Raw genomic sequence first — 20,428 nt, 5'->3', positions numbered from 1 at the left:
GGCGCCCGCAGCCTTCCCACCAGCGAATGACGTTGGCGAGCATGCCCAGGTCGTTCCCTCTCCCCGTGCACGGGGAGAGGGCTAGGGTGAGGGGCCGCCGCGCGACGGAGCTGTCCAACATCCTATTCCTCATAGCTATGCCCCGCTCTCAGGCCTTCGCGGACGCGATGGGCGATCTCCAGGAATTCCGGCGTTTCGCGAATGCCGAGCGGGCGTTCGAGCGGAAGCGTGGATTCGATGACATCCGTGACGCGGCCCGGGCGAGGGGACATGACCACGATCTTGGTGGAGAGATAGACCGCCTCGGGGATGGAATGCGTGACGAAGCAGATGGTCTTGTTCGTCCGCTTCCAGAGCTTCAGCAACTGTTCGTTGAGGTGGTCGCGAACGATCTCGTCGAGCGCGCCGAAGGGCTCGTCCATCAGCAGGAGATCGGCATCGAAGGCAAGCGCGCGGGCAATGGAGGCGCGCTGCTGCATGCCGCCCGAAAGCTGCCAGGGGAATTTCTTCTCGAAGCCGGCGAGATTGACGAGGTCGAGCGTCTGGGCGATGCGCTTGGCCTGTTCGCTCCTGGCATAGCCCATGATTTCCAGCGGCAGGGCGATGTTCTTTTCGATGGTGCGCCAGGGATAGAGGGCGGGTGCCTGAAAGACATAACCGTAGGCGCGGGCCTTGCGCGCCTCCTCCGGCGTCATGCCGTTGACGGTGATATCGCCTGAGGTTTTCCGCTCCAGATCGGCGATGACGCGCAGGAAGGTGGTCTTGCCGCAGCCGGAAGGGCCGATGAAGGAAATGAAATCGCCTTTGCGAACATCGAGATCGACATTGCTCAGCGCATGCACAGGCCCGTCGTTCGTATCGTAGGTGAGACAGAGGTTCCGCGCGGAGACGACGGAGGAAGCGGACGACGTCATTAACACCTACCAGTCCTATTTTCGCCGCACAGTTGGGGCGGATTGCTTGTTATGCTGTTTGGCATTGCGGTAGCTTTGGAAGAGAAGGGCGCCGCGCGGCTGCCGGATCCAGAGGAGCAATGCCATGAGTTTGTCATCGAAGCCCACCTGTCGTGTCGTGCGGCCCGGCAGCACCTATGCCGGAAAACAGGGCTTCAGCTATTTTGAGGGAATCGCCGCCGAGACAGTGGGTTCGACGGGCATCTGCATGCATCTTCTGACCATCCCGCCGGGCGGCCGCGCCAAGGCGCATCTGCATGCGTCGCACGAGACGGCGATCTATGCGCTTTCCGGCGAGACGCATTGCTGGTTCGGCGAGCAGCTGGAAGAGCATGTTGTCGTTCGCGAGGGCGAGATGTTCTACATTCCGGCCGGCGTCCCGCATCTTCCCGCCAATCTCAGCGACCGGCCGGCGACAGCCGTCGTCGCCCGCACCGATCCGAACGAGCAGGAAAGCGTCGTCCTGCTGCCGGATCTGGAGCGGTACGTGCCGCGTTGAGCAGCCGATGGGCCGAAGCGCCTGCGCCAAGCGTCATACCCCGCTTGCGGGGATGCCGCTGCGCTGAACCTTGCGCGGCGCGGTGACTTCCTTCCAGGTCGAAAGCGCCCGGTTGGCGGCGGTGAACGGCTCGCGCTTGACGAACTCGCCGTGGCCTTGTTGCGTCTTCACCGTGCCTTCCTCGATGGCGACGACGCCACGGGTCAGCGTGTAACGCGGCAGGCCGGTCACTTCCTTGCCTTCGAAGACGTTGTAGTCGATCGCCGACTGCTGCGTCTTGGCGGTGATGGTCTTCGAGCGATTCGGATCCCAGACGACGATATCGGCATCGGCGCCGACGAGGATCGCGCCCTTCTTCGGATAACAGTTGAGGATCTTGGCGATGTTGGTGGAGGTGACAGCGACGAACTCGTTCATGGTCAGGCGACCGGTCTTGACGCCATGGGTCCACAGCATCGGTAGGCGATCCTCTAGGCCGCCGGTGCCGTTCGGGATCTTGGTGAAGTCGTTGAGGCCGAAGCGCTTCTGCTCGGTCGTGAAGGCGCAGTGGTCGGTTGCGACCACCTGCAGCGAGCCGGAGGCAAGACCCGCCCAGAGGCTGTCCTGATGCTGCTTGTTGCGGAAGGGCGGCGACATGACGCGGCGGGCAGCGTGATCCCAATCGGGGTTGGCATATTCGCTTTCGTCGAGCGTCAGGTGCTGGACCAGCGGCTCGCCATAAACGCGCATACCCTTCTGGCGGGCGCGGCGGATGGCCTCGTGCGCTTGCTCGCAGGAAGTATGGACGATGTAGACGGGCGAGCCTGCCATATCGGCGATCATGATGGCGCGGTTCGTCGCCTCGCCCTCGACCTCGGCCGGGCGGGAGTAGGCATGTGCCTCCGGACCGTTGTTGCCCTCGGCCAGCAGCTTTGCCTGCATCTGCGCAACCACGTCGCCGTTTTCGGCATGGACGAGCGGCAATGCGCCGAGCTCGGCGCAACGCTGGAAGGACGAGAACATTTCGTCGTCATCCACCATCAGCGCGCCCTTATAGGCCATGAAATGCTTGAAGGTGTTGATGCCCTTGTCGCGGACGATGGCCTCCATCTCGTTGAAGACCTGTTCTCCCCACCAGGTGATCGCCATGTGGAAGGAATAGTCGCAATTCGCCCGCGTCGACTTGTTGTCCCACATGGTCAGCGCCTCGAGCAGCGATTGGCCGGGCGAGGGCAGCGCGAAATCGACCACCATCGTCGTGCCGCCGGCAAGGGCGGCGCGGGTGCCGCTTTCGAAATCGTCTGAGGAATAGGTGCCCATGAACGGCATTTCGAGATGCGTATGCGGATCGATGCCGCCGGGCATGACATAACAGCCGGAGGCATCCAGCACCTCGTTGCCCGATAGGTTCTGCCCGATCTCGACGATCTTACCGCCTTCGACCTTGATATCCGCCTTATAGGTCAGGTCGGCCGTGACGATGGTTCCACCCTTGATGACTGTGCTCATGGCGCATGCTCCAGATGTGTGAAATTTTCGAAATGGGAATCGTGGCGGTCAAGCCACGATCTCCGCCGTCTCGATCACCGCGTGGAACAGGACATCCGCGCCGGCGGTCGCCCATTCCTTGGAAATCTCTTCAGCCTCGTTGTGCGACAGGCCGCCGACGCAGGGGCACATGACCATGGTGGCAGGCGCCACCTTGGCGGCCCAGCAGGCATCGTGGCCGGCGCCGGAGATGATGTTCATGTGGCTGTAGCCGAGCCTCTCGGCGGCAGTACGCACTGCGGTTACGAGCTTCGGATCGAAGGTCACGGGCTCGAAATGGCCGATCGCCTCGACGGAGCAGCCGACGCCGAGGGCGTCGCAGATGACAGGCGCTTCGGCCTCGATCCTGGCGCGCATGCGATCGAGCTTTGCCTTGTCGGGCGTGCGGATGTCGACGGTGAAGACGACCTTGCCGGGCAGCACGTTGCGCGAGTTCGGCGAGAAGAACACCTGGCCGACGCCGCCGACAGCGCCCGGCTGGTTTTCCATCGCCACGCTCTGCACCATCTCGACGATCCGCGACATGGCGAGGCCGGCATTGACGCGCAGGTTCATCGGCGTCGAGCCGGTGTGGGCTTCCTTGCCGGTCAGCGTGAACTCCAGCCACCACAGGCCCTGACAGTGTGTGACCACGCCGATGGTCTTCTCTTCGGCCTCGAGGATCGGGCCTTGTTCGATATGATATTCGAAATAGGCGTGCATCTTGCGGGCACCGACCTCTTCGTCGCCGAGCCAGCCGATGCGCTTCAGCTCCTCGCCGTAGGTCTTGCCCTCCGGATCCTTGCGGCCATAGGCATAATCAAGCGAGTGCACGCCGGCAAAGACACCCGAGGCCAGCATGGCTGGAGCAAAGCGCGCACCCTCTTCATTGGCCCAATTGGTGACCACGATCGGATGCTTGGTGCGGATGCCGAGATCGTTCATGGTGCGAACGACTTCGAGGGCGCCGAGCACGCCGAGCACGCCATCATATTTGCCGCCGGTCGGCTGGGTATCGAGATGGGAGCCGACATAGACGGGCAGCGCGTCCGGATCGGTGCCGGCGCGGGTCGCGAACATAGTACCCATCTTGTCGACGCCGACTTTCATGCCAGCGTCTTCGCACCATGTCCTGAAAAGGCTGCGTCCCTCGGCGTCGGCATCGGTCAGCGTTTGACGATTATTGCCGCCGGCAATGCCGGGGCCGATCTTCGCCATGTCCATCAATGCGTCCCAAAGGCGATCGCCATTGATGCGCATGTTCTCTCCTGGCGCTGCCACCATGATGCAATCCTCACCTGTTTGTCCTGGGGCATGCAAGGCGCATGCCCAATTGTTCCCGTTGGTCTTATCCGGCGCGTCGTCTTGTTTTTATCGCCCCGGAAAATCGCCGGTTGCCTTTAAGAGACATCTGACAGATAATTTGACCGATTGGTAAACATTACAACTTCCGTGGCGCGGCTCAAGACGAAAAGCACGAAAAATTCCGATAAAATTTCAGGCGATTGCCTAAATCCGTAGCATTGACAGGGTGAACGAGAGCTCGGCCGAAAGGCTTGGATTTCAAGGAGAAACAGAGCAGATATGGCCATCCCCAGAGCCGCCCGGACCCAACGCCGTACCCGCATTCAGGAAGAAAAAGAGGAAATCATACTCGAGGCCGCGCTGGACGTATTTTCCGTGAACGGCTTTCGCGGCTCGACCATCGATCAGATCGCCGAAGTGGCCGGTATGTCGAAGCCCAATCTGCTCTACTATTTCCGAACGAAAGAGGCCATGCATCGGGCGCTGATCGACCGGGTGCTGTTTACCTGGCTGGAACCGCTGCGTGCCTTCGATGCCAACGGCGATCCCGAAAGCGAGATCCGCTCCTACATCCGCCGCAAGCTCGAAATGGCCCGCGATTTCCCGCGCGAAAGCAGGCTCTTCGCCAATGAGATGCTGCAGGGGGCACCGCATGTCGAGGATGAGCTGCGCGGGCCGCTGAAGAGCCTTGTCGACGAGAAAGCGGAGGTCATCCGCGCCTGGGCCAAGGCCGGCAAGATCGCCAAATGCGACCCCTATCACCTGATCTTCTCCATCTGGTCGACGACGCAGCATTATGCGGATTTCGACGTGCAGGTGCGTGCGGTGCTGGGGCAGGAGCATTCGGGCGAAGGGCGTTTCGAGGATGCCGCCCGCTATCTGGAAAAGCTCTTCGTCGATGGGCTCGGCATTCGCCACACTTGAACGGCGGCGCAATCTCCGAAGGACCGCGCCGCACATAGATGCTGGTTGAAGTCAGCTCCGCTCCCTAAAAGTAGTAGTCCCGGTCAATACCGTCGTACTGCCCCGATTTCAGGCAACAGTTCTTGAAACCGCCTCCGCGAGCCGCAGGGGCAGGGATCGTTGCGACCGAGCTTTTCGATCAGCTCGACATCGCCATGGACGAATTGCGAGCCGGTTTTAACCTTGGTTTCGGAGGGGAAAGACTTGCGTCGCTTGGACGTGACCTCAAAAGCTCACGTCGTGGAGGGTTTTGGACTTGCGTGACATGGTAGCCTCCTGTCGTTCGGCGCTGCCATTCAGGGCAGCACGCATCCTGTAGCCGATCGCTTTTGCCTTCGCCAGCGGATAATTGCGCGCGCAGGTGGTGGGGCTGGCTTCCGCTCTCTTGGATTTCCGGCAATCAAAGCAGCAATGGCGGTCGCAACAACTACGACCGCCATGCAGTTTCTCGGTTACTCGGCTGCCTGCTGCGCCATCGGATTATTCGGATGGGTCGTCCAGTTGGCGTAGTTCGGGTCGACGATCTTGCCGGTGCGCTTGTCGAGGCTACCCGCCGGCAGTTCCTCCATGGTGATGCAGTTCTCGACCGGACAGACGCTGACGCAGAGGTTGCAGCCGACGCATTCCTCGTCCATCACCTCGAAATGCCGGACGCCGTCAACCATGTTGGTGATTGCCTGGTGCGAGGTATCCTCGCAGGCAATGTAGCAACGGCCGCACTTGATGCAGGCGTCCTGATCGATCTTGGCCTTGGCGATGTAGTTGAGGTTGAGGTACTGCCAGTCGGAGACATTAGGCACGGCGCGGGCGATGATGTCGTCCAGGCTGCGGTGACCCTTTTCGTCCATCCAGTCGGAAAGGCCCGTGATCATCTCTTCGACGATCTTGAAGCCGTAGGTCATCGCCGCCGTGCAGACCTGCACGTTGCCGGCGCCGAGCGCCAGGAATTCGGCCGCATCGCGCCATGTGGTGATGCCGCCGATGCCGGAGATCGGCAGGCCATAGGTTTCGGGATCGCGGGCGATCTCGGCCACCATGTTGAGCGCGATCGGCTTGACCGCCGGGCCGCAATAGCCGCCATGGCTGCCCTTGCCGCCGACGGTCGGGTTCGGTGCGAAATTGTCGAGATCAACAGACACGATCGAGTTGATCGTGTTGATCAGCGATACGGCGTCAGTGCCGCCGGCCTTGGCGGCGCGGGCGGGCTTGCGGACGTCGGTGATATTAGGCGTCAGCTTGGTGATGACGGGCATGCGGGTGTATTGCTTGCACCAGCGCACGACCATCTCGATATATTCCGGCACCTGTCCGACCGCAGCACCCATGCCGCGCTCTGACATGCCGTGCGGACAGCCGAAGTTCAATTCGATGCCGTCTGCTTCGGTTTCCTCCACCAGCGGCAGGATCGCCTTCCAGGCGTCCTCGACGCAGGGAACCATGATCGAGGCAATCAAGGCACGATCAGGCCAATTCTTCTTCACCTGCTTCATCTCGCGCAGGTTGGTATAGAGGTCGCGGTCGGTGATCAGCTCGATATTGTTCAAGCCGAGCAGGCGGCGGTCGGCGCCCCAGATGGCGCCGTAGCGAGGGCCGTTGACATTGACGACCGGCGGGCCTTCCTCGCCGAGCGTCTTCCAGACGACACCGCCCCAGCCGGCCTTGAAGGCGCGTTCGACGTTGTAGGCCTTGTCGGTCGGCGGCGCGGAGGCCAGCCAGAACGGGTTCGGAGACTTGATGCCGACGAAATTATTGCGGAGATCAGCCATTTCGATTCTCCTTTCAGGCGACTGCAGCGGCCGACTGGGCGGCAGCGAGCGCATGGTTGATGGATTCGGCCGCGTCGCGACCCTGTGCTACGGCTGAGACCGTCAGGTCGTCACCGCCGAGCACGCAGTCGCCGCCGGCCCAGACACCTTCGACCGAGGTGCGGCCTTCGCCGTCGATGGCGATGCGGCCCGCTTCCGTGCGCAGGGCGCCGAGGCCGGATGCCTCGAAGGTCTGGCCGATCGCCTTGAAGATCTGGTCCGCGGCGATGACGCCGACATCGCCGGTGCCTGTCAGCTTGCCGTCACGCAGCTCGGTGTACTCAACCTCGATGCCGGCGACCTTGCCGTCCTTGTCGAGGATGCGCTTCGGGGCGAGCCAGTGGCGGATGATGACGCCCTTGGAAGCAGCAAGATCCTGCTCGTATTCCGAGGCGTTCATATGTTCCTTGCCGCGGCGATAGCAGATGGTCACCTCTTCGGCGCCGAGCAGCTTTGCCTGCACGGCCGCATCGATCGCGGTCATGCCGCCGCCGAGAACGACGACGCGGCGGCCGATAGCGATATCGGCCTTGTCGTTCGCCTGGCGCAGATCGGCGATATAGGCAACGGCATCGGCAACGCCGTCGAGATCCTCACCTTCGGCGCGCAGCGCGTTGACGCCGGCAAGACCAAGGCCGAGGAACACGGCGTCATATTGCTGGGAGAGGTCGGAGAGGCTGAAGTCGCGGCCGAGCGCCTGGCCGTTCTTCACCTCGATGCCGCCGACGGCGAGCACGTAATCGACTTCCTTCTGGGCGAAGTCATCGACCGCCTTGTAGGTGGCGATGCCGTATTCGTTCAGGCCGCCGGCCTTTTCGCGGGCGTCGAATATGGTGACGTCATGGCCTTTGACGGCGAGGCGGTGAGCGCAGGCAAGGCCGGCAGGACCGGCGCCAATGACGGCGATCTTCTTACCGGTCGCGTCGGCCCGGGCATAGAACTGCTTGTTCTCGGCCATTGCCGCATCGGTCGCATAGCGCTGCAGCCGGCCGATTTCCACAGGACGCTCTTCGGCAGTGTTGCGCACGCAAGCCTGCTCGCAGAGCTGTTCGGTGGGACAGACGCGGGCGCACATGCCGCCGAGGATGTTCTGATCGAAGATCGTCTTGGCCGAGCCGATCGGATTGCCCGTCGAGATCTGGCGGATGAACATCGGAATGTCGATGGAGGTGGGACAGGCCGTCATGCACGGCGCGTCGTAGCAGAAATAACAGCGGTCGGCTGCGACCAGCGCCTCGTGATTGTTCAGGCGCGGGTGAAGATCGGAAAAGTTTGCATCATATTCGGCTGGCGTCAGCCTGCCTTTATGAATCCCAGTTTCCAGTCGTCCCATTGAAGTTCCCTCTTATAGTAAACGGCTAGTGGCAAGAACGGTAACTCAGGATAAAAAATTTATCAAACGGTAAAATTTTTGACCCTTGAAATTGCGGGAGCACACATTTCGGCCATGGCGGGCAAGCGTCCGGGATGGCTGCGTGAGGTCGTTCAACTATATGTTTTTGATATGTTTTCTTGTGATCTTCAGATGAGGGGCGTTCGAAGGCTGCTCGGTTTCGCCATGGGGCGGGACAGCTGCCGGAACGCGGTCGGCATCATTTTCGCCGTTGCGATGGATGTGAAGAAAAAATGAATTTTTTTGTGATCGCGTGGAACCAAGGCTCTGCTGCCCCGTTAATTAAGGGTCCGGATGATGATCGCATCTCCTGATGCGCGCCCAAAGCCATCATCGGACTTCTACTCACGGTCCCCTCCCGATGAGTGTAAAGCAGCCAGTGCGTCGCCCTCGCACTGGCTGTTTTCTTGACCCCGTCAGCGGCGTCTCAGTATTTCATACTCTGTCTCTGGAATGGTGAGGTGATAGCCGATATTGCCATCGCTGATGGTGAACTGGGCCCGCCCGTTCATGGAGGTCGGCACGACTCGTTCGAGCACCGTGCGGCTGAAGCTGTTATCCTCAAATTCATGGGTGGCAGGCGCGTGGAAACGCTCCAGCCAAGCCACTTCTATGGCTTTCTTCCCGTCCAGCTCGGCTTCCTTGCAATTCAGCGTGATGCTGGTTGCGCCCGATGAAATGGCTCCGTGCGATGCGGAGTTGACGATCAGTTCATGCAGGGCAAGCCCGAGATGCACGGCGGCATTGGGGGTCAGATGCGCATTGATGCCGTAGATCGGCATCGGGACGCCGGCATCTGGCCAATAGGGAGCGAACTGCTTCTCTGCAAGCTCGAACAAATAGGCGCCGCGCCAGCTGGAGTCGGTAATGAGATCCTGGGAATTCGACAGCGATTGCAGGCGGCCGCGGAACTTGATCAGGAAATTGTCGAGGGAAAGCGTGTGGCGCGCCGTCTGCGTCGCTATGCCCTGGATGATCGCCAGGAGATTCTTGGAGCGGTGCGACAGTTCGCGCAGCAGCGACTTCAGAACTTTTTCGCGGTGGCGGCTTTCTGTGACTTCTGAGATGACAGACAGTACGCCTTGCGCCTTGCGGGCGCCAACGCGCTCCATTTTCAGCTCATAGATGCGCACGCCGTCGCCGTTTGCAATTTCCACCTCGGCGGCCACGGGCCTGCCATTTTCAAGCACGCCCCGCTTCAGCCGCGTGAGGTGCTCGCCATCCTTCTCGCCGAACAAATGGTAATCGTTGCCGCCGATCAGCAGAGATGGCGTGAGATGATCGGGCAGGTTATCCGCAAAGCGGATTGCAAGGGTCGTGTCCTGAAACAGGACGGATACATTGGCGCTAATAAGCGCCCGCTCCATCAGAGCGGCTTTGCCTTCTAAACTCAAAGGCGCGCCGGACAATGGTTCAGACGTATTCACGGCTTGCCTTTCACTCGAATTTCGAGATGTCCACCGACGGGGACATTCTCAATCGGAAGAACTCGGACCGATCTATAAAATCGTGCGGGATAACAGTCGGTAAACCGATCGCCGCGGACCAAAACGTCCGGCTATCACCTTTGTTCCGCGGCGAAGGTTTCAATTGGATCAGGCGGCCACCTTTGTGGTTTCGTTAAAGAAAAGAGCCTGGCTGATGAGAGCCTTCACCATATCCGGATTGAATGGCTTGGTGACAAGGAAGGTCGGCTCCGGCCGCTCGCCGGTCAGGAGGCGCTCTGGAAAGGCGGTGATGAAGATGACCGGGATGTTTGCAGTCTTGAGGATATCGTTGACGGCATCGATACCCGAGCTGCCGTCGGCAAGCTGAATATCGGCAAGCACCATGCTGGGCTTGGTGGCATTATGCAGCGCCACCGCTTCGGCATGGGTGCGAGCGATGCCCGTGACCCGATGTCCAAGGCTTTCCACCATCTGCTCGATATCCATGGCGATCAGCGGCTCATCCTCGATGATCATGATATCGGTCGCTACCTGCCGCGAAATTTCCTGCGATGCCACATCAAGCAGATGCATTGTGTCGTTTTCCGATACATCGAGAATATCGGCGATCTCGCCGAGGCGGAAACTTTCAACGGAGGCAAGCAGAAACGCCTGACGCGCGACCGGAGAGACCTTGGACAGGTTTACCGAGGCGCGCTGTTCCCACGCGTAGGGCGAGTTTGGTTCAGGAATCTGCAGGGTCAGGGAACCGAACAGCTTTGTGAACAGTTTATAGAGTGCAACGCGGTCGTTGTCCGTATCCGGGAATATGGAAATATCGGCAATGATGGCTTCCAAAACCGCAGCAACATAGGCGTCCCCCGACGTCTGAGTTCCGGTCAATGCACGTGAGTAGCGACGCAAATACGGAAGGTGCGGCGCAATGCGTGTGGAAAGTGTCATCAATGGCTCCCGCCTTTTATCACATTCTAATTAAAATACAGCCCGGAGGCCGCAATGACTAACAAACGTCAATTGAGTAAAAAAGTTCCTCTTTGTCGGAACTTTTTTTAGGCAGTCGCATTACAATGCTTACAAACGGTTGGCTTCATCCTTTACGATTCGTTAGGAAACAGTTCTGGAGAGGGTCACCGGTCTTCCGGACGGGGAGGCAGCAAGCATACCCGACCCACGAACGCGACACATGAGAAGCGAGCAGGTTAAATGACAATCCAGAATAATGAGGAAGCGGACAACAAGGCATCAGACCTACGCGTGATGGATATCCTCGACCCCAATAATCAGATCGGCAACCGCCTGCGTTCCTTTTACGCTGCCATGCAGGACGAAGTCATTCCCGATCGCTTTCTTGATCTGCTTGAGAAGTTGGATCAGGCAGAGCGCATGGCTTCCGTAAAGGTGTCCGAATAGGGGTGGGCGTGATGGAAACGGAATCGAGCTTCAAGCGCGAACTTCTCGCGGCTCTGCCAAGTCTTCGTGCTTTCGCCATTTCGCTGACCGGGCGCCATGATCGTGCCGATGATCTCGTGCAGGATACGATCATGAAAGCCTGGGCCAAGCAGGATCATTTCGAGATGGGCACGAATATGAAGGCCTGGCTCTTCACCATCCTGCGCAACGAACTTTATAGCCAGATGCGCAAGAGCGGGCGCGAGATACAAGACAGCGACGGCATCTTCACGGAATCGATGGCGACGCATCCCTCGCAATATGGCGCGCTCGACTTGCAGGACTTTCGCAAGGCGCTGGATCAATTGCCGCCGGATCAGCGGGAAGCCATCATCCTGGTGGGCGCTTCCGGCTTTTCCTATGAAGAGGCTGCGGAGATCTGCGGCTGCGCCATCGGCACGATCAAGAGCCGCGTCAACCGCGCTCGCCAGCGCCTGCAGGAGTTGCTGGATATCTCCGGCGAAGCCGACTTTGGGCCTGATGCGACATCGGCGCCGCTTACCTCCAAGGCATTCGCTTTCTGATAGCGAAAAGCCCGGCCGTATTTGATACGACCGGGCGTCCCTCGCATTTTTTATTGTTTACACCTGCTGCGTTTTCTCAAGCAGGCTGCTGCGTCAGCTTCTTTCTACGTGAGGCGTCAATCGTCGTCGTCGTTCGATCCGAATACATTGCTAAACACGAGCGCGGCAGCAATGGCCGCTGTCATCAGCGGTTGCTTCCTGACAAGGCCGAGTACCGCTGCTGCCGCGGACTCCAATGCAAGCCGCCGTTCGCGGGCTCGGCGTTGCTCCTGTTTGTTGACGATCGCCATGACGACGAGGACAATCAAGCCTAGCAAGAGTGCGCCGGCTGCGATCAGAAGTGCCGCGACCGCGGCGCCATAGATGGTCGCCAGCGATATCGCGGCGGCAATCAGCGCAAAGGCGTAGCCCGTCAGCAGAAGAAGGACCGCTATGGCGACGAGAATACCGTTGCGCTTGGTTCGCGCAACGGTGCGGTTGAAGGAGCCTGATAGCAGCAGGCCGAGGATCGGAGCGAGCATGCCGGCTCCCTAGCGGCGTGACAGAAGCAGGGCGATTGCAAGTCCGAATGCCGCAGCCGCGCCGACCGTGGCGACCGGATGCTGGCGAACGGTCCTGCGGACCTCGCGAGAGCCTCGTGCATAACTCTTTTGCAGGTCACGCAGCAATTCCTCGCCGCGAACCGTCAGGTCATCGAATCCCGACTCGGCGCTCGCGCGCAATTTCTTGCCCTGCTTTGCACCGTTATCGCCAATCAGTTTGGCGAAGGCTGCAACTTCTTCGCGCAGGGATTCGATCTGGTCTTCGATGCTTGCCTCGACGTCGTGCAGGCTGCTGCCGTTGCGCTTGCGCGTCGAATGGAGAATGGATGAAGCCATGTTTGAGCTCCCTTTCGTCGTTTGCTGCGTTACTTGGCGCCTGTGGAGCGCGCCATATCGTTATGACCGGATATTGCGCGGCGCACTAAGCGAGTGGGCGTGCGGAACATTTATTCCCATCACTGAACCTCAACGCGTGGATGCAATGAAAAGTTCCAAAGCGCGTGACTTAAGGGAAGGTCAGCCGAGGATGGCGCTGTGGGCGAGGACGAAGGGTACACCGTCGGCGGGAATGCGATTGACCCTTAGATTGCAGCCGAAGACGTCCTGCAGATGTCGGTCTTGCAAGACCTCCTTCACCGGGCCGGCGGCCCGCAGCTGACCTTCCTTGAGCAGAACCATCCGGTCGGCGAAGAGGGCGGTCAGATTAAGATCGTGCATGACAGCGATAACGCCGCCGCCGCGTCGGCAAAATTGCCGGGCAAGCGTCATGATGGTCAGCTGGTGGCTGATGTCCAGGCTGGAAACCGGTTCGTCCAGAAGCAGCCAACAGGGTTTGCCGTCGATGACGGGCTCGGAAATCTGGCAAAGCACGCGGGCGAGCTGCACGCGCTGCTGCTCGCCGCCGGAAAGCTCCTGGTAGAAGCGTCCCTCGAACCCGGTGAGATCGACGGAGGCCAGCGCCTCCGCGGCTATGCGGTCAGCCTGTTCCGGACGACTGTTGCGGCCGCTGGTCAGGCCCATGCGGACGATTTCACGAACCGTGAAAGGAAAGGAGATGGAGCTTGCCTGCGGCAGCACGCCTCGCATTTCGGCGAGCTGCCACGCCTGCAGGCTACCGATTTCCGAGCCGTTCATATGCACCGAACCCTGGTAGGGCAGCTCGCCTGAAATGGCCTTCATCGTCGTCGTCTTGCCGGAGCCGTTCGGCCCGCAGATCGCCGTCAGCGTTCCCGGCTCAGCCGCAAAGGAGACTTCCTGCACGACGGCTTTGCCGCCGAGCCGGATGACGAGGTTGGAAACATCGATCATCGCTGGCTCACAGGCTGAGGCGCGAGCGCTGCCGCAGCAGCATCCACAGGAAGAACGGCCCGCCGACGCCGGCCGTCAGAATGCCGATGGGCAGTTCGGCCGGGGAAACGATAGTGCGGGCGACGACATCGGCAACGATCAGCAGCGAGCCGCCGAGCAGAGCCGAGGCGGGCAGCAGGAAGCGATGATCCGGCCCGATCAACATGCGCAATATGTGCGGCACGACGATGCCGACGAAGCCGATGCCGCCGCTGACGGCGACGGAGGCGCCGACGGCCGCAGCCACGCTGACGATCGCGACATTCTTCAGCCGCTGCACGGCGACACCCATGTGGAACGCCGCCGCTTCGCCGAGCGTCAGAGCGTTGAGGCCACGTGCCATGAAGGGGAGCGGCAAGAGGGAAAGAATAATGATCGGTCCGGCACCGATCACCTTGCTCCAGGTCGAGCCGGCCAGCGATCCCATGCTCCAGAAGGTGAGATCGCGCAATTGCCGGTCGTCGGCCATGTAGATCAGGATCCCCGTCGCTGCCAGGGCAAGCGAGCCGAGGGCGATGCCGGCCAGCAGCAGGGTGGCTATGGATGTCTGGCCATGCCGGGTCGCCACCTTGTAGAGCAGCACCGTCGTCACCAGACCGCCGATGAAGGCGGCGATCGGCAGGGAAAAAATGCCAAAGAGGTGGGCGATCGGCGCAAGGACGCCGCCACCGAGAACGATCATGGCGACCGCGCCGAGGCTGGAGCCGGCGGAAACGCCGATCAGGCCAGGATCGGCCAGCGGATTGCGGAACAGCCCCTGCATGACCGCGCCCGAGACCGCCAGCCCGCCGCCGATCAGGAAGCCCAGGATGGCGCGGGGCAGGCGGATATCGAAGATGACGATACGGTCGCGATTGCTCAGCGCGCTATCGGCACTGCCGGTCGCCATGCCGGCGATCACGTCGATGATCGAAGCATGCGACGCGCCTGTCGTGATCGAGAAGGCGAAAGCAACAGCCGAAACGAGAACGAGGCCGACGAGAACGAGAACCGCAAGCGCGGTACGATCCCCATCGCGACGGCGTGTCGTGCGTTGCGACATCTGCTTCAGCCCCGTCACGGCATCGTTGAATGCCACCTCAGCCTCCGTAGACGGCTGCGTTGAGCTCGCGAACGGCGCTGGCGGTGCGCGGTCCGAACCCGAGCAGATGCAGACCGTCCATGCGCACAATCGCCTTGTGGCTGGCGGCGGGCGTCAAGGAAATCGCCGGCTGCTTGAGGAGGTCGTCATTCGTCATCGACAATGGCCCCTCGCGATCCATGATGAGGATGACATCAGGCTTGGCTTCGATGATCGCTTCGTCCGTCAGTGACTTGTAGCCGGTGAAGCCGGTGATCGCGTTGACGGCGCCGGCAAGCTTGATGATGCCGTCGGCGGCGGTATGGGTACCCGAAGCGAGGATCTTGCCGTTCTGGTTGCTGAGCACGAAGAGCACCCGCTTGCGCTCGGCCTCCGGCCGCTTGGCGGAATCGGCGATGGCAGCGTCCAGATCGGCGGCGACCTTGTCTTCGAGCGCCTTCGTCTTTTCCGGCACGCCGAGCAGCGAGCCGACGACCTCTATCTTCTTCAGGATGCCATCACGATCATAGGTTTGCGGCACGGTCTCGAAAGGCAGGCTGGCATTGCGCAGCACGGCCAGCGCTTCCGGCGGACCTGAGCCTTCGACGGCGATGATCGCGGTCGGGTTGACGGCCAGAATTCCTTCCGGCGACAGCGCACGCATATAGCCGACATCGGGTAGCTTGGTGGCCTCCTTCGGATAGAGGCTAGTCGAATCGCGAGCGATCAACCGCTTCTCTTCGCCGAGCGCATAGATGATCTCGGTGACGTCGCCCCCGATGGAGACGAGGCGCGCGGTATCCAGCTTCTTTGGTGTTTCGGTTGCTTGAGCGTGCCGTACGAGGCTACCATATCCGGCGATCGGATTTGCCGGCACGAGCGGCAAGGCCATGACCGCCATGGTCAGCGCGACTTGCCACGGCCTGATGCGTTTGAAATTCCTAAACATCGTCATAGGCCATCTCTCATGCAGCGACGCTGGCGCCGGCTCTTGTCAGATTTTCGATGATGGCGCGCCAATCGCGGCGCTCGTCGAAGCCTTCCTTCCGCTTGCCGAAGAATTGGATGATCATCTCGCCCTTGGCATTGTAGGCTTCCAGCGAAGTGACGTGGCCGTCCTTGGTCGGCTTGCGTACGGCCCATGCCTCGGCAATGTGGTCCTGGCGCAGATGCAGGTGGAAGGTGGGGTCCATGACATTGATCCAGGGACCCATGGTCTGCACGTTGAAGATGGGGCCGGAGTGGATCTGCACCGTGCCTTCGTTGGCGACGAAGCACATGATCGGCAGGCCTTCACGCACCGAAGCATGCATCATCTCGGCGACCGCGCCGGTTTCCAGCTTCCAGGCATAGTCGTCGCCGACGGTGCGGATGGCTTCCTGACGGCCGATCTTCAGCTTCTTCAGCATGCCGAAGAATTCATGCGTATCCGTCATGCGGCTCCAGTGATCGCGGAGTTCGTCACGGCTGACGTCGCCATCGGTCTCGCCATTGTCATAGCCAGAGCGATCCTCGGCGAACTCCTGCGACTGATCTTCGAGCCGCAGCTCGGCAACGATGGCGTGATAGGCATCGACGTTCGAATCGGGGCGTAGATGCACCTTGTGAACCGCGTCGCCGGCCTTGTCGAAGAACTGCAGGCTCAGCTTCTGCTGATCGCCATCGGTCTTGGTGATGGCGAAGGCATGCGCCCAGCGCTTGGGGAAGATACGCAGATCGATGTTCTCGCCAAGGACGATCGCAGCCTGCACACCAGACTTGATGTTTTCATAAACGCCGATCTTTTCATGCACGGCGCTTTCATTGCGCGACAGGGCCATGACTTCGCCGAGCGAGGCGACCCGCTCCAGAAAGCGGTTGGCGTCGGCATCAATACGGATGGCTGAAATGCCGACTTCGGCCGCGACCAGGGCAGCTTCGGAAATATCGAGGCGGGCGGCGATGTCGCGCTCACGCATCTTCGGGTTTTCTGCGCGGAAGGCGCGAATGGCGGCGGGCGTTGGTCTGGTCGTCTCAGTCATTTGTCATGCCTATTTGTTGAGTATGAGCTTGCCTTGGCGCGTGATCTTCATGCGGTAGATGACGCCCTCGTGCTTGATCATGATTTCGGTCTGGCCCCGGAAAATATCCGTGCTCTCGACAATTCGTATGTCTTGGGCGGCCGCGTAATGCACCGGCTGCGTTGGGGTCTTCTCAGCGATCATCCTGTTTAGTTTTGCCTGAAAATTCATCGGAGGCCGAACAGCGTTGCGGCCAAATTTAACTTGACTCACATACTCATGGTTCCATAAAGACGCAATAGAAGACTGATAAAGTCAAGTTTAAAAATTTCGACGATGCACGCTTAGGCGGAACGCCCGGGCAGGGCTCGTCAGGACATATTCGGGAGACATTGCCGATGCTGACGAAAACGATTCTGGCGCTCGCTATTTCGGGGCTTTTTGCCACAGCATCCTGCGTCCCGGTCTTTGCCCAGGATGCGAACGCAGCTCCGGCAACGGCAACGGCCGTGCACAAGCTCAACGTCGAACTCAATGCGCTGGCGCCGTCCCAGAAGGGATGCATGATGACCTTCGTCGCCGAAAACGACATGGCGACACCGATCAACAAGATCTCCTTCGAGCTCGCCTTCTTCAACGACAAGAACGCGGTCGATCGCGTCACCGTGCTCGATTTCCGCGACCTGCCGCTCGGCAAGAAGCGGGTGCGGCAATTCGATATGCCCGGCGTGAAGTGCGAAACCGTCTCCCGCATCATCATCAACGATACGCCGGTGTGCGATGGCCCGGCGGCGGGCGAGTGCAAGGCCGCGTTGACGACCCGCTCGCAGACATCAGTTCCTTTCGAAGGCTGAGGCCATGGCGACGCGCTCGGCCAAGGTTTCCATGGAGCGCCGCCGCGCCGGCGGTGGCATGAATGACAACTATCCGAGTGTGCTTGAGGGCCACGAGCTAACCGGCTTGGACGGCGTACCGCGTCCGCCGGCCGGCGAAGCGGTGATGCATTATAGCCGTTTTACGCAGATCGGCTCTTTTCCGAACCATCCTGCAGAACCCATTTCCGCTGAGACGGCGGAACCGCTGCCGATGGATGCGCTGCCTGAGAGGCCGAGCAAGACGATAGCGGCACGCACGACGTCCCTTCTTTTCTCCGGCATGGGGTCCTGCCTGTTTCATGCCGTCGTTGTCGTAATATTGCTGCTAACCTTCGTTGCGACGCCGGAAGATGCGCAGGAGGAGGCGGGCGATACCGTCAGCGTTATCATGATCGGTAATTCCGATGCCGATCAGATGGCGGCGGGCGAAGACAATCAGCAGCCCGAGCCGGAGCAGATGACGGCAGAGGCTGTTCAGCCGCAAACGGTTCAACCCACCGAAGTCACGCCCGAAGAGACCCAGGCGCCTCAGCCCGATGTCGTGCAGCCGCAGGCCGCGGAAACGCAGCAGGTACAGACGGCCGAGCCCATCGAGCAGGCTCAACCTGAAACGGTCACGCCCGGGCAGCCGCAGATATTAGCGACGCAGGTACCGGCCGAGACGACGGTGGTGCAGCCGGCCGAGCCGGCGCCGGAAGTCGTGACGCCTGTTGAAAAGCCGAAGCCTGTCGAGAAGCCGAAGGAAATCAAGAAGCCGGTCGCAAAGATTGTGAAGGCGAAGTCGGGATCGAGGGGTGAGAGCCAGCAGGATTCGAAGAAGGGGTCCGTCGACGGGACCGAGACGGCTCAGTCCGATACCAATTCGCAGCTCAATGCTCGTCGAACTGGCTCGGGTGATGCGGCAGTTGCGAATTACAAAGGTAAAGTGCAATCCCGCATTAGACGCTACGTACAACGAGTGTCCTCGAAATATGAGAAGGGCCTGACGCTTGTGGTGAACTTGTCGATTGGTTCTGGTGGCGAGCTTCGATCTCTTTCCCTGGTGCGCAGCTCTGGAGATTCCGGGTTGGATCAAGCTGTAATGGAGCAAATCCGTAACGCTGCGCCGTTTCCGCCGCTGCCTCCGGAGTGGGGCAAGCCGACCTGGCCATTCATGCAGGCGGTTCAGGTCGGGGGGCGTTAATCTTCAGGCCCGTACCACATTAAAATATGACGAAAACTCTCAACTTTATACTTTACTCCAAAACTCATGTTTAATATGGTCGCCTCGCGCTCGATGGAATCGAGCACGCAAGAGCAACCAGCAAACGGGTGATGCATGGCGCGTAAGGGGAAGAAGGATTTTGGCCGCGAGAGCCGCCAGGCACAGGCGCCGGCGGCGGTTCCGGGGAAATCCAGTCTCGACGGGCGCAGTTTCCTCTATGTCGGCGGTCGCGATTGCCAGGTGGCGCATCTGCGGCAGATCGCCAGCAACTTCGGGGCCGAGCTGATCCATCACGACGGCGGTCTACGTGAGGCAGTGTCGCGCATCGACACCGTGCTGCCTTCCGTCGATTGCGTCTTTTGCCCAATCGACTGTATCAGCCACGATGCCTGCCTGCGGGTGAAGACCGGCTGCAAGAAATTCGGCAAGGCGTTCATTCCCTTGCGCAACGGCAGCAAATCCAGCCTCGAGCGGGCGCTGCAGACCATGAAAGAACGAGACGTTTCCCAATGATCGATGGTGGCCCTGACGGGTTTATGCTGATCGGCCTGCACAAGCTGGCCGCGCAGAACGGCGACGGGCTGGTGCCCGAACTTTATGAGCTGCTGACGCGTCGCGCCGAGGAACAGCAGCGCGCTCCGAACGTGATGACGTTCCCCGCGTGGAAGGCGCGGTTTCCGGGCGAGATGGCGGATCGCCCATTGGTCGAAGCGACCCGGGACGGCGCGAATGTCATTGCCTTTGCGCCGGGCGTCGATAAGATTGTCGCTCGCCGCAAGAAGGTCTGATCGTCGAACGAGGTTGCCATGTACATCGCCATGAACCGCTTCAAAGTCGTCATCGGTTTGGAGGGCGAATTCGAAGCGGTGTGGCGGGAGCGGGATTCGCGACTGTCCGAAGTGCCCGGCTTTCTCGAGTTTCGCCTCCTGCGTGGCAAGACGAATATGGATGAGGGCTACACCCTATTTTCTTCGCACACCACCTGGCGCAGCGAAGAGGATTTCATCAACTGGACGAAATCCGAAAACTTCCGCCTGGCACACCGCAGCGCGGGCGAAAACAAGAGGCTCTATTGGGGGCCGCCGCAATTCGAAGGCTTCACTGTGGTTCCCGGGATTTGAGAGGGCGTAGCTCAGCTCGCCCATGGTAGCGGTAATTGGCGCTGCCCGTTCATGCCTTTGCCCTGCCCATACCGAAGAAGGCACCAAGCGCTATCGCCGCCCAGCCCGCAATCATGCCGAATCCTCCCGTCGGAGCGGCCAGGGGAAACAGGGAGCTGCCGCCGAGGTGGCGGCTGATCAGATCGCCGGCGAAGATCAGCGTTCCAAGTCCCAGCAGCAGGGCCGCGACCGGTGCCGTACGAATGCGGTCGTAGCCGGCATAGAGCGCCAGCAGGGCAGGGGCATGCGCCAGGCACATGGTGGAGGCGGCGCCGAGAAAATGCGTATCGCCGCCGTGGGTAGCCGCCGCAGCGAGCGCCACACCACCGCCGCCGAGGATCCCGGCAACAAACAGGGTGGCTGGACGGATTATGGTGCCAATGCTCATGTCTTTC

26 protein-coding genes are annotated in these 20,428 nt (G+C 60.6%); 10 read left to right on the top strand and 16 right to left on the bottom strand.

All coding sequences use genetic code 11. The annotated features are described in order from the left end of the window. Positions 1-122 precede the first annotated feature (122 nt). Complete coding sequence (locus tag JTP94_RS33215) at positions 123-914, bottom strand: ABC transporter ATP-binding protein (RefSeq protein WP_204854598.1); 792 nt, start codon at positions 912-914, stop codon at positions 123-125. A 124-nt stretch (positions 915-1,038) separates the two neighbouring features. Here JTP94_RS33215 and JTP94_RS33210 point away from each other — a divergent pair, with 124 nt between their 5' ends. Further along, a complete protein-coding gene (locus tag JTP94_RS33210; RefSeq protein ID WP_204854597.1) occupies positions 1,039-1,452 on the top strand; it encodes a cupin domain-containing protein in 414 nt (137 codons plus the stop codon). Positions 1,453-1,485: 33 nt separating this feature from the next. Here JTP94_RS33210 and hydA read toward each other — a convergent pair whose 3' ends face one another. Both hydA and JTP94_RS33200 read right to left on the bottom strand, forming a co-directional pair. Then, complete coding sequence (gene hydA / locus JTP94_RS33205; RefSeq protein ID WP_204854596.1) at positions 1,486-2,940, bottom strand: dihydropyrimidinase; 1,455 nt, start codon at positions 2,938-2,940, stop codon at positions 1,486-1,488. A 48-nt stretch (positions 2,941-2,988) separates the two neighbouring features. Then, a complete protein-coding gene (locus JTP94_RS33200; RefSeq protein WP_204854595.1) occupies positions 2,989-4,242 on the bottom strand; it encodes a Zn-dependent hydrolase in 1,254 nt (417 codons plus the stop codon). A 300-nt stretch (positions 4,243-4,542) separates the two neighbouring features. Here JTP94_RS33200 and JTP94_RS33195 point away from each other — a divergent pair, with 300 nt between their 5' ends. Then, positions 4,543-5,187: a TetR family transcriptional regulator C-terminal domain-containing protein gene (locus JTP94_RS33195; protein ID WP_204854594.1), complete on the top strand. Its 645-nt coding sequence runs from the start codon at positions 4,543-4,545 to the stop codon at positions 5,185-5,187. An 83-nt stretch (positions 5,188-5,270) separates the two neighbouring features. Here JTP94_RS33195 and JTP94_RS35725 read toward each other — a convergent pair whose 3' ends face one another. From JTP94_RS35725 to JTP94_RS33180, 3 genes are all read right to left on the bottom strand, one after another. Further along, positions 5,271-5,366 carry an SEC-C metal-binding domain-containing protein gene (locus JTP94_RS35725; RefSeq protein WP_271025597.1) on the bottom strand — a complete coding sequence of 32 codons (96 nt, stop codon included), beginning with the start codon at positions 5,364-5,366 and terminating at the stop codon, positions 5,271-5,273. A 312-nt stretch (positions 5,367-5,678) separates the two neighbouring features. Beyond that, complete coding sequence (gene preA / locus JTP94_RS33185) at positions 5,679-6,992, bottom strand: NAD-dependent dihydropyrimidine dehydrogenase subunit PreA (protein WP_204854593.1); 1,314 nt, start codon at positions 6,990-6,992, stop codon at positions 5,679-5,681. Between the two features lie 13 nt (positions 6,993-7,005). Continuing rightward, the gene (locus JTP94_RS33180) at positions 7,006-8,364 is read right to left on the bottom strand and encodes an NAD(P)-dependent oxidoreductase (protein WP_204854592.1); all 1,359 of its coding nucleotides are present in this window, start codon (positions 8,362-8,364) and stop codon (positions 7,006-7,008) included. A 78-nt stretch (positions 8,365-8,442) separates the two neighbouring features. Here JTP94_RS33180 and JTP94_RS33175 point away from each other — a divergent pair, with 78 nt between their 5' ends. After that, positions 8,443-8,661 (top strand): hypothetical protein, encoded by a 219-nt coding sequence (locus tag JTP94_RS33175; RefSeq protein WP_204854591.1) that lies wholly within the window; start codon positions 8,443-8,445, stop codon positions 8,659-8,661. A 179-nt stretch (positions 8,662-8,840) separates the two neighbouring features. On the opposite strand, the gene JTP94_RS33170 is transcribed toward JTP94_RS33175, so the two are convergent. Both JTP94_RS33170 and JTP94_RS33165 read right to left on the bottom strand, forming a co-directional pair. Beyond that, a complete protein-coding gene (locus JTP94_RS33170) occupies positions 8,841-9,833 on the bottom strand; it encodes a sensor histidine kinase (RefSeq protein WP_204854869.1) in 993 nt (330 codons plus the stop codon). Between the two features lie 186 nt (positions 9,834-10,019). Then, complete coding sequence (locus JTP94_RS33165; RefSeq protein ID WP_034503850.1) at positions 10,020-10,814, bottom strand: response regulator; 795 nt, start codon at positions 10,812-10,814, stop codon at positions 10,020-10,022. A gap of 261 nt (positions 10,815-11,075) precedes the next feature. On the opposite strand from JTP94_RS33165, the gene JTP94_RS33160 reads away from it, so the two are divergent. Next, a complete protein-coding gene (locus JTP94_RS33160; protein WP_037195131.1) occupies positions 11,076-11,282 on the top strand; it encodes a NepR family anti-sigma factor in 207 nt (68 codons plus the stop codon). Positions 11,283-11,293: 11 nt separating this feature from the next. Continuing rightward, entirely contained in the window at positions 11,294-11,845 is a 552-nt protein-coding gene (locus tag JTP94_RS33155) for an RNA polymerase sigma factor (protein ID WP_204854590.1), read from the top strand. 116 nt (positions 11,846-11,961) lie between these two features. Here JTP94_RS33155 and JTP94_RS33150 read toward each other — a convergent pair whose 3' ends face one another. The 7 genes from JTP94_RS33150 to hemP form a co-directional block, all read right to left on the bottom strand. Further along, positions 11,962-12,366, bottom strand: a complete 405-nt coding sequence (locus JTP94_RS33150; RefSeq protein WP_204854589.1) for a hypothetical protein — start codon at positions 12,364-12,366, stop codon at positions 11,962-11,964. 9 nt (positions 12,367-12,375) lie between these two features. After that, complete coding sequence (locus JTP94_RS33145; RefSeq protein WP_034503853.1) at positions 12,376-12,723, bottom strand: glycine zipper domain-containing protein; 348 nt, start codon at positions 12,721-12,723, stop codon at positions 12,376-12,378. A 180-nt stretch (positions 12,724-12,903) separates the two neighbouring features. Next, a complete protein-coding gene (locus JTP94_RS33140; protein ID WP_204854588.1) occupies positions 12,904-13,695 on the bottom strand; it encodes a heme ABC transporter ATP-binding protein in 792 nt (263 codons plus the stop codon). A 7-nt stretch (positions 13,696-13,702) separates the two neighbouring features. Next, positions 13,703-14,776 carry an iron ABC transporter permease gene (locus JTP94_RS33135; RefSeq protein WP_204854868.1) on the bottom strand — a complete coding sequence of 358 codons (1,074 nt, stop codon included), beginning with the start codon at positions 14,774-14,776 and terminating at the stop codon, positions 13,703-13,705. Positions 14,777-14,813: 37 nt separating this feature from the next. Then, positions 14,814-15,749, bottom strand: a complete 936-nt coding sequence (locus JTP94_RS33130; RefSeq protein ID WP_204854587.1) for a hemin ABC transporter substrate-binding protein — start codon at positions 15,747-15,749, stop codon at positions 14,814-14,816. 10 nt (positions 15,750-15,759) lie between these two features. After that, complete coding sequence (locus tag JTP94_RS33125; protein WP_204854586.1) at positions 15,760-16,815, bottom strand: hemin-degrading factor; 1,056 nt, start codon at positions 16,813-16,815, stop codon at positions 15,760-15,762. Positions 16,816-16,824: 9 nt separating this feature from the next. Beyond that, positions 16,825-16,998, bottom strand: coding sequence for a hemin uptake protein HemP (gene hemP, locus JTP94_RS33120; protein ID WP_204854585.1), 174 nt, complete (start codon positions 16,996-16,998; stop codon positions 16,825-16,827). A gap of 194 nt (positions 16,999-17,192) precedes the next feature. Here hemP and JTP94_RS33115 point away from each other — a divergent pair, with 194 nt between their 5' ends. The 5 genes from JTP94_RS33115 (at position 17,193) to JTP94_RS33095 (ending at position 19,994) form a co-directional block, all read left to right on the top strand. Next, the gene (locus tag JTP94_RS33115; RefSeq protein ID WP_204854584.1) at positions 17,193-17,648 is read left to right on the top strand and encodes a hypothetical protein; all 456 of its coding nucleotides are present in this window, start codon (positions 17,193-17,195) and stop codon (positions 17,646-17,648) included. 4 nt (positions 17,649-17,652) lie between these two features. Continuing rightward, entirely contained in the window at positions 17,653-18,852 is a 1,200-nt protein-coding gene (locus JTP94_RS33110; protein WP_204854583.1) for a cell envelope integrity protein TolA, read from the top strand. Positions 18,853-18,987: 135 nt separating this feature from the next. Further along, positions 18,988-19,386, top strand: a complete 399-nt coding sequence (locus JTP94_RS33105; protein ID WP_204854582.1) for a DUF2325 domain-containing protein — start codon at positions 18,988-18,990, stop codon at positions 19,384-19,386. Further along, positions 19,383-19,661, top strand: coding sequence for a hypothetical protein (locus JTP94_RS33100; protein WP_204854581.1), 279 nt, complete (start codon positions 19,383-19,385; stop codon positions 19,659-19,661). Before JTP94_RS33105 ends, JTP94_RS33100 begins: the two co-directional genes overlap by 4 nt. 18 nt (positions 19,662-19,679) lie before the next feature. Further along, on the top strand, positions 19,680-19,994 hold the full coding sequence (locus JTP94_RS33095) for an antibiotic biosynthesis monooxygenase (protein WP_204854580.1): 315 nt from the start codon (positions 19,680-19,682) through the stop codon (positions 19,992-19,994). A 49-nt stretch (positions 19,995-20,043) separates the two neighbouring features. On the opposite strand, the gene JTP94_RS33090 is transcribed toward JTP94_RS33095, so the two are convergent. Beyond that, entirely contained in the window at positions 20,044-20,421 is a 378-nt protein-coding gene (locus JTP94_RS33090; protein ID WP_204854579.1) for a DUF423 domain-containing protein, read from the bottom strand. Between the last annotated feature and the right edge of the window lie 7 nt (positions 20,422-20,428).

The sequence above is a fragment of the Martinezella lusitana genome (genome assembly GCF_016901135.1).
Taxonomy (GTDB): Bacteria; Pseudomonadota; Alphaproteobacteria; order Rhizobiales; family Rhizobiaceae; genus Rhizobium; species Rhizobium lusitanum_D.
This window is presented reverse-complemented; position numbering and strand designations above follow the sequence as displayed.

What these genes read in the sequence shown, in the direction of transcription:
- JTP94_RS33105 (WP_204854582.1), top strand. Translation starts at nt 18,988, where the DNA reads ATGGCGCGTAAGGGGAAGAAGGATTTTGGCCGCGAGAGCCGCCAGGCA.
- JTP94_RS33130 (WP_204854587.1), bottom strand. Translation starts at nt 15,749, where the DNA reads ATGACGATGTTTAGGAATTTCAAACGCATCAGGCCGTGGCAAGTCGCG.
- JTP94_RS33195 (WP_204854594.1), top strand. Translation starts at nt 4,543, where the DNA reads ATGGCCATCCCCAGAGCCGCCCGGACCCAACGCCGTACCCGCATTCAG.
- JTP94_RS33165 (WP_034503850.1), bottom strand. Translation starts at nt 10,814, where the DNA reads ATGACACTTTCCACACGCATTGCGCCGCACCTTCCGTATTTGCGTCGC.
- JTP94_RS33155 (WP_204854590.1), top strand. Translation starts at nt 11,294, where the DNA reads ATGGAAACGGAATCGAGCTTCAAGCGCGAACTTCTCGCGGCTCTGCCA.
- JTP94_RS33145 (WP_034503853.1), bottom strand. Translation starts at nt 12,723, where the DNA reads ATGGCTTCATCCATTCTCCATTCGACGCGCAAGCGCAACGGCAGCAGC.
- JTP94_RS33125 (WP_204854586.1), bottom strand. Translation starts at nt 16,815, where the DNA reads ATGACTGAGACGACCAGACCAACGCCCGCCGCCATTCGCGCCTTCCGC.
- JTP94_RS33100 (WP_204854581.1), top strand. Translation starts at nt 19,383, where the DNA reads ATGATCGATGGTGGCCCTGACGGGTTTATGCTGATCGGCCTGCACAAG.
- preA (WP_204854593.1), bottom strand. Translation starts at nt 6,992, where the DNA reads ATGGCTGATCTCCGCAATAATTTCGTCGGCATCAAGTCTCCGAACCCG.
- JTP94_RS33150 (WP_204854589.1), bottom strand. Translation starts at nt 12,366, where the DNA reads ATGCTCGCTCCGATCCTCGGCCTGCTGCTATCAGGCTCCTTCAACCGC.
- JTP94_RS33110 (WP_204854583.1), top strand. Translation starts at nt 17,653, where the DNA reads ATGGCGACGCGCTCGGCCAAGGTTTCCATGGAGCGCCGCCGCGCCGGC.
- JTP94_RS33180 (WP_204854592.1), bottom strand. Translation starts at nt 8,364, where the DNA reads ATGGGACGACTGGAAACTGGGATTCATAAAGGCAGGCTGACGCCAGCC.
- hemP (WP_204854585.1), bottom strand. Translation starts at nt 16,998, where the DNA reads ATGATCGCTGAGAAGACCCCAACGCAGCCGGTGCATTACGCGGCCGCC.
- JTP94_RS33135 (WP_204854868.1), bottom strand. Translation starts at nt 14,776, where the DNA reads ATGTCGCAACGCACGACACGCCGTCGCGATGGGGATCGTACCGCGCTT.
- JTP94_RS33160 (WP_037195131.1), top strand. Translation starts at nt 11,076, where the DNA reads ATGACAATCCAGAATAATGAGGAAGCGGACAACAAGGCATCAGACCTA.
- hydA (WP_204854596.1), bottom strand. Translation starts at nt 2,940, where the DNA reads ATGAGCACAGTCATCAAGGGTGGAACCATCGTCACGGCCGACCTGACC.
- JTP94_RS33210 (WP_204854597.1), top strand. Translation starts at nt 1,039, where the DNA reads ATGAGTTTGTCATCGAAGCCCACCTGTCGTGTCGTGCGGCCCGGCAGC.
- JTP94_RS33090 (WP_204854579.1), bottom strand. Translation starts at nt 20,421, where the DNA reads ATGAGCATTGGCACCATAATCCGTCCAGCCACCCTGTTTGTTGCCGGG.
- JTP94_RS33215 (WP_204854598.1), bottom strand. Translation starts at nt 914, where the DNA reads ATGACGTCGTCCGCTTCCTCCGTCGTCTCCGCGCGGAACCTCTGTCTC.
- JTP94_RS33115 (WP_204854584.1), top strand. Translation starts at nt 17,193, where the DNA reads ATGCTGACGAAAACGATTCTGGCGCTCGCTATTTCGGGGCTTTTTGCC.
- JTP94_RS33200 (WP_204854595.1), bottom strand. Translation starts at nt 4,242, where the DNA reads ATGGTGGCAGCGCCAGGAGAGAACATGCGCATCAATGGCGATCGCCTT.
- JTP94_RS33095 (WP_204854580.1), top strand. Translation starts at nt 19,680, where the DNA reads ATGTACATCGCCATGAACCGCTTCAAAGTCGTCATCGGTTTGGAGGGC.
- JTP94_RS33140 (WP_204854588.1), bottom strand. Translation starts at nt 13,695, where the DNA reads ATGATCGATGTTTCCAACCTCGTCATCCGGCTCGGCGGCAAAGCCGTC.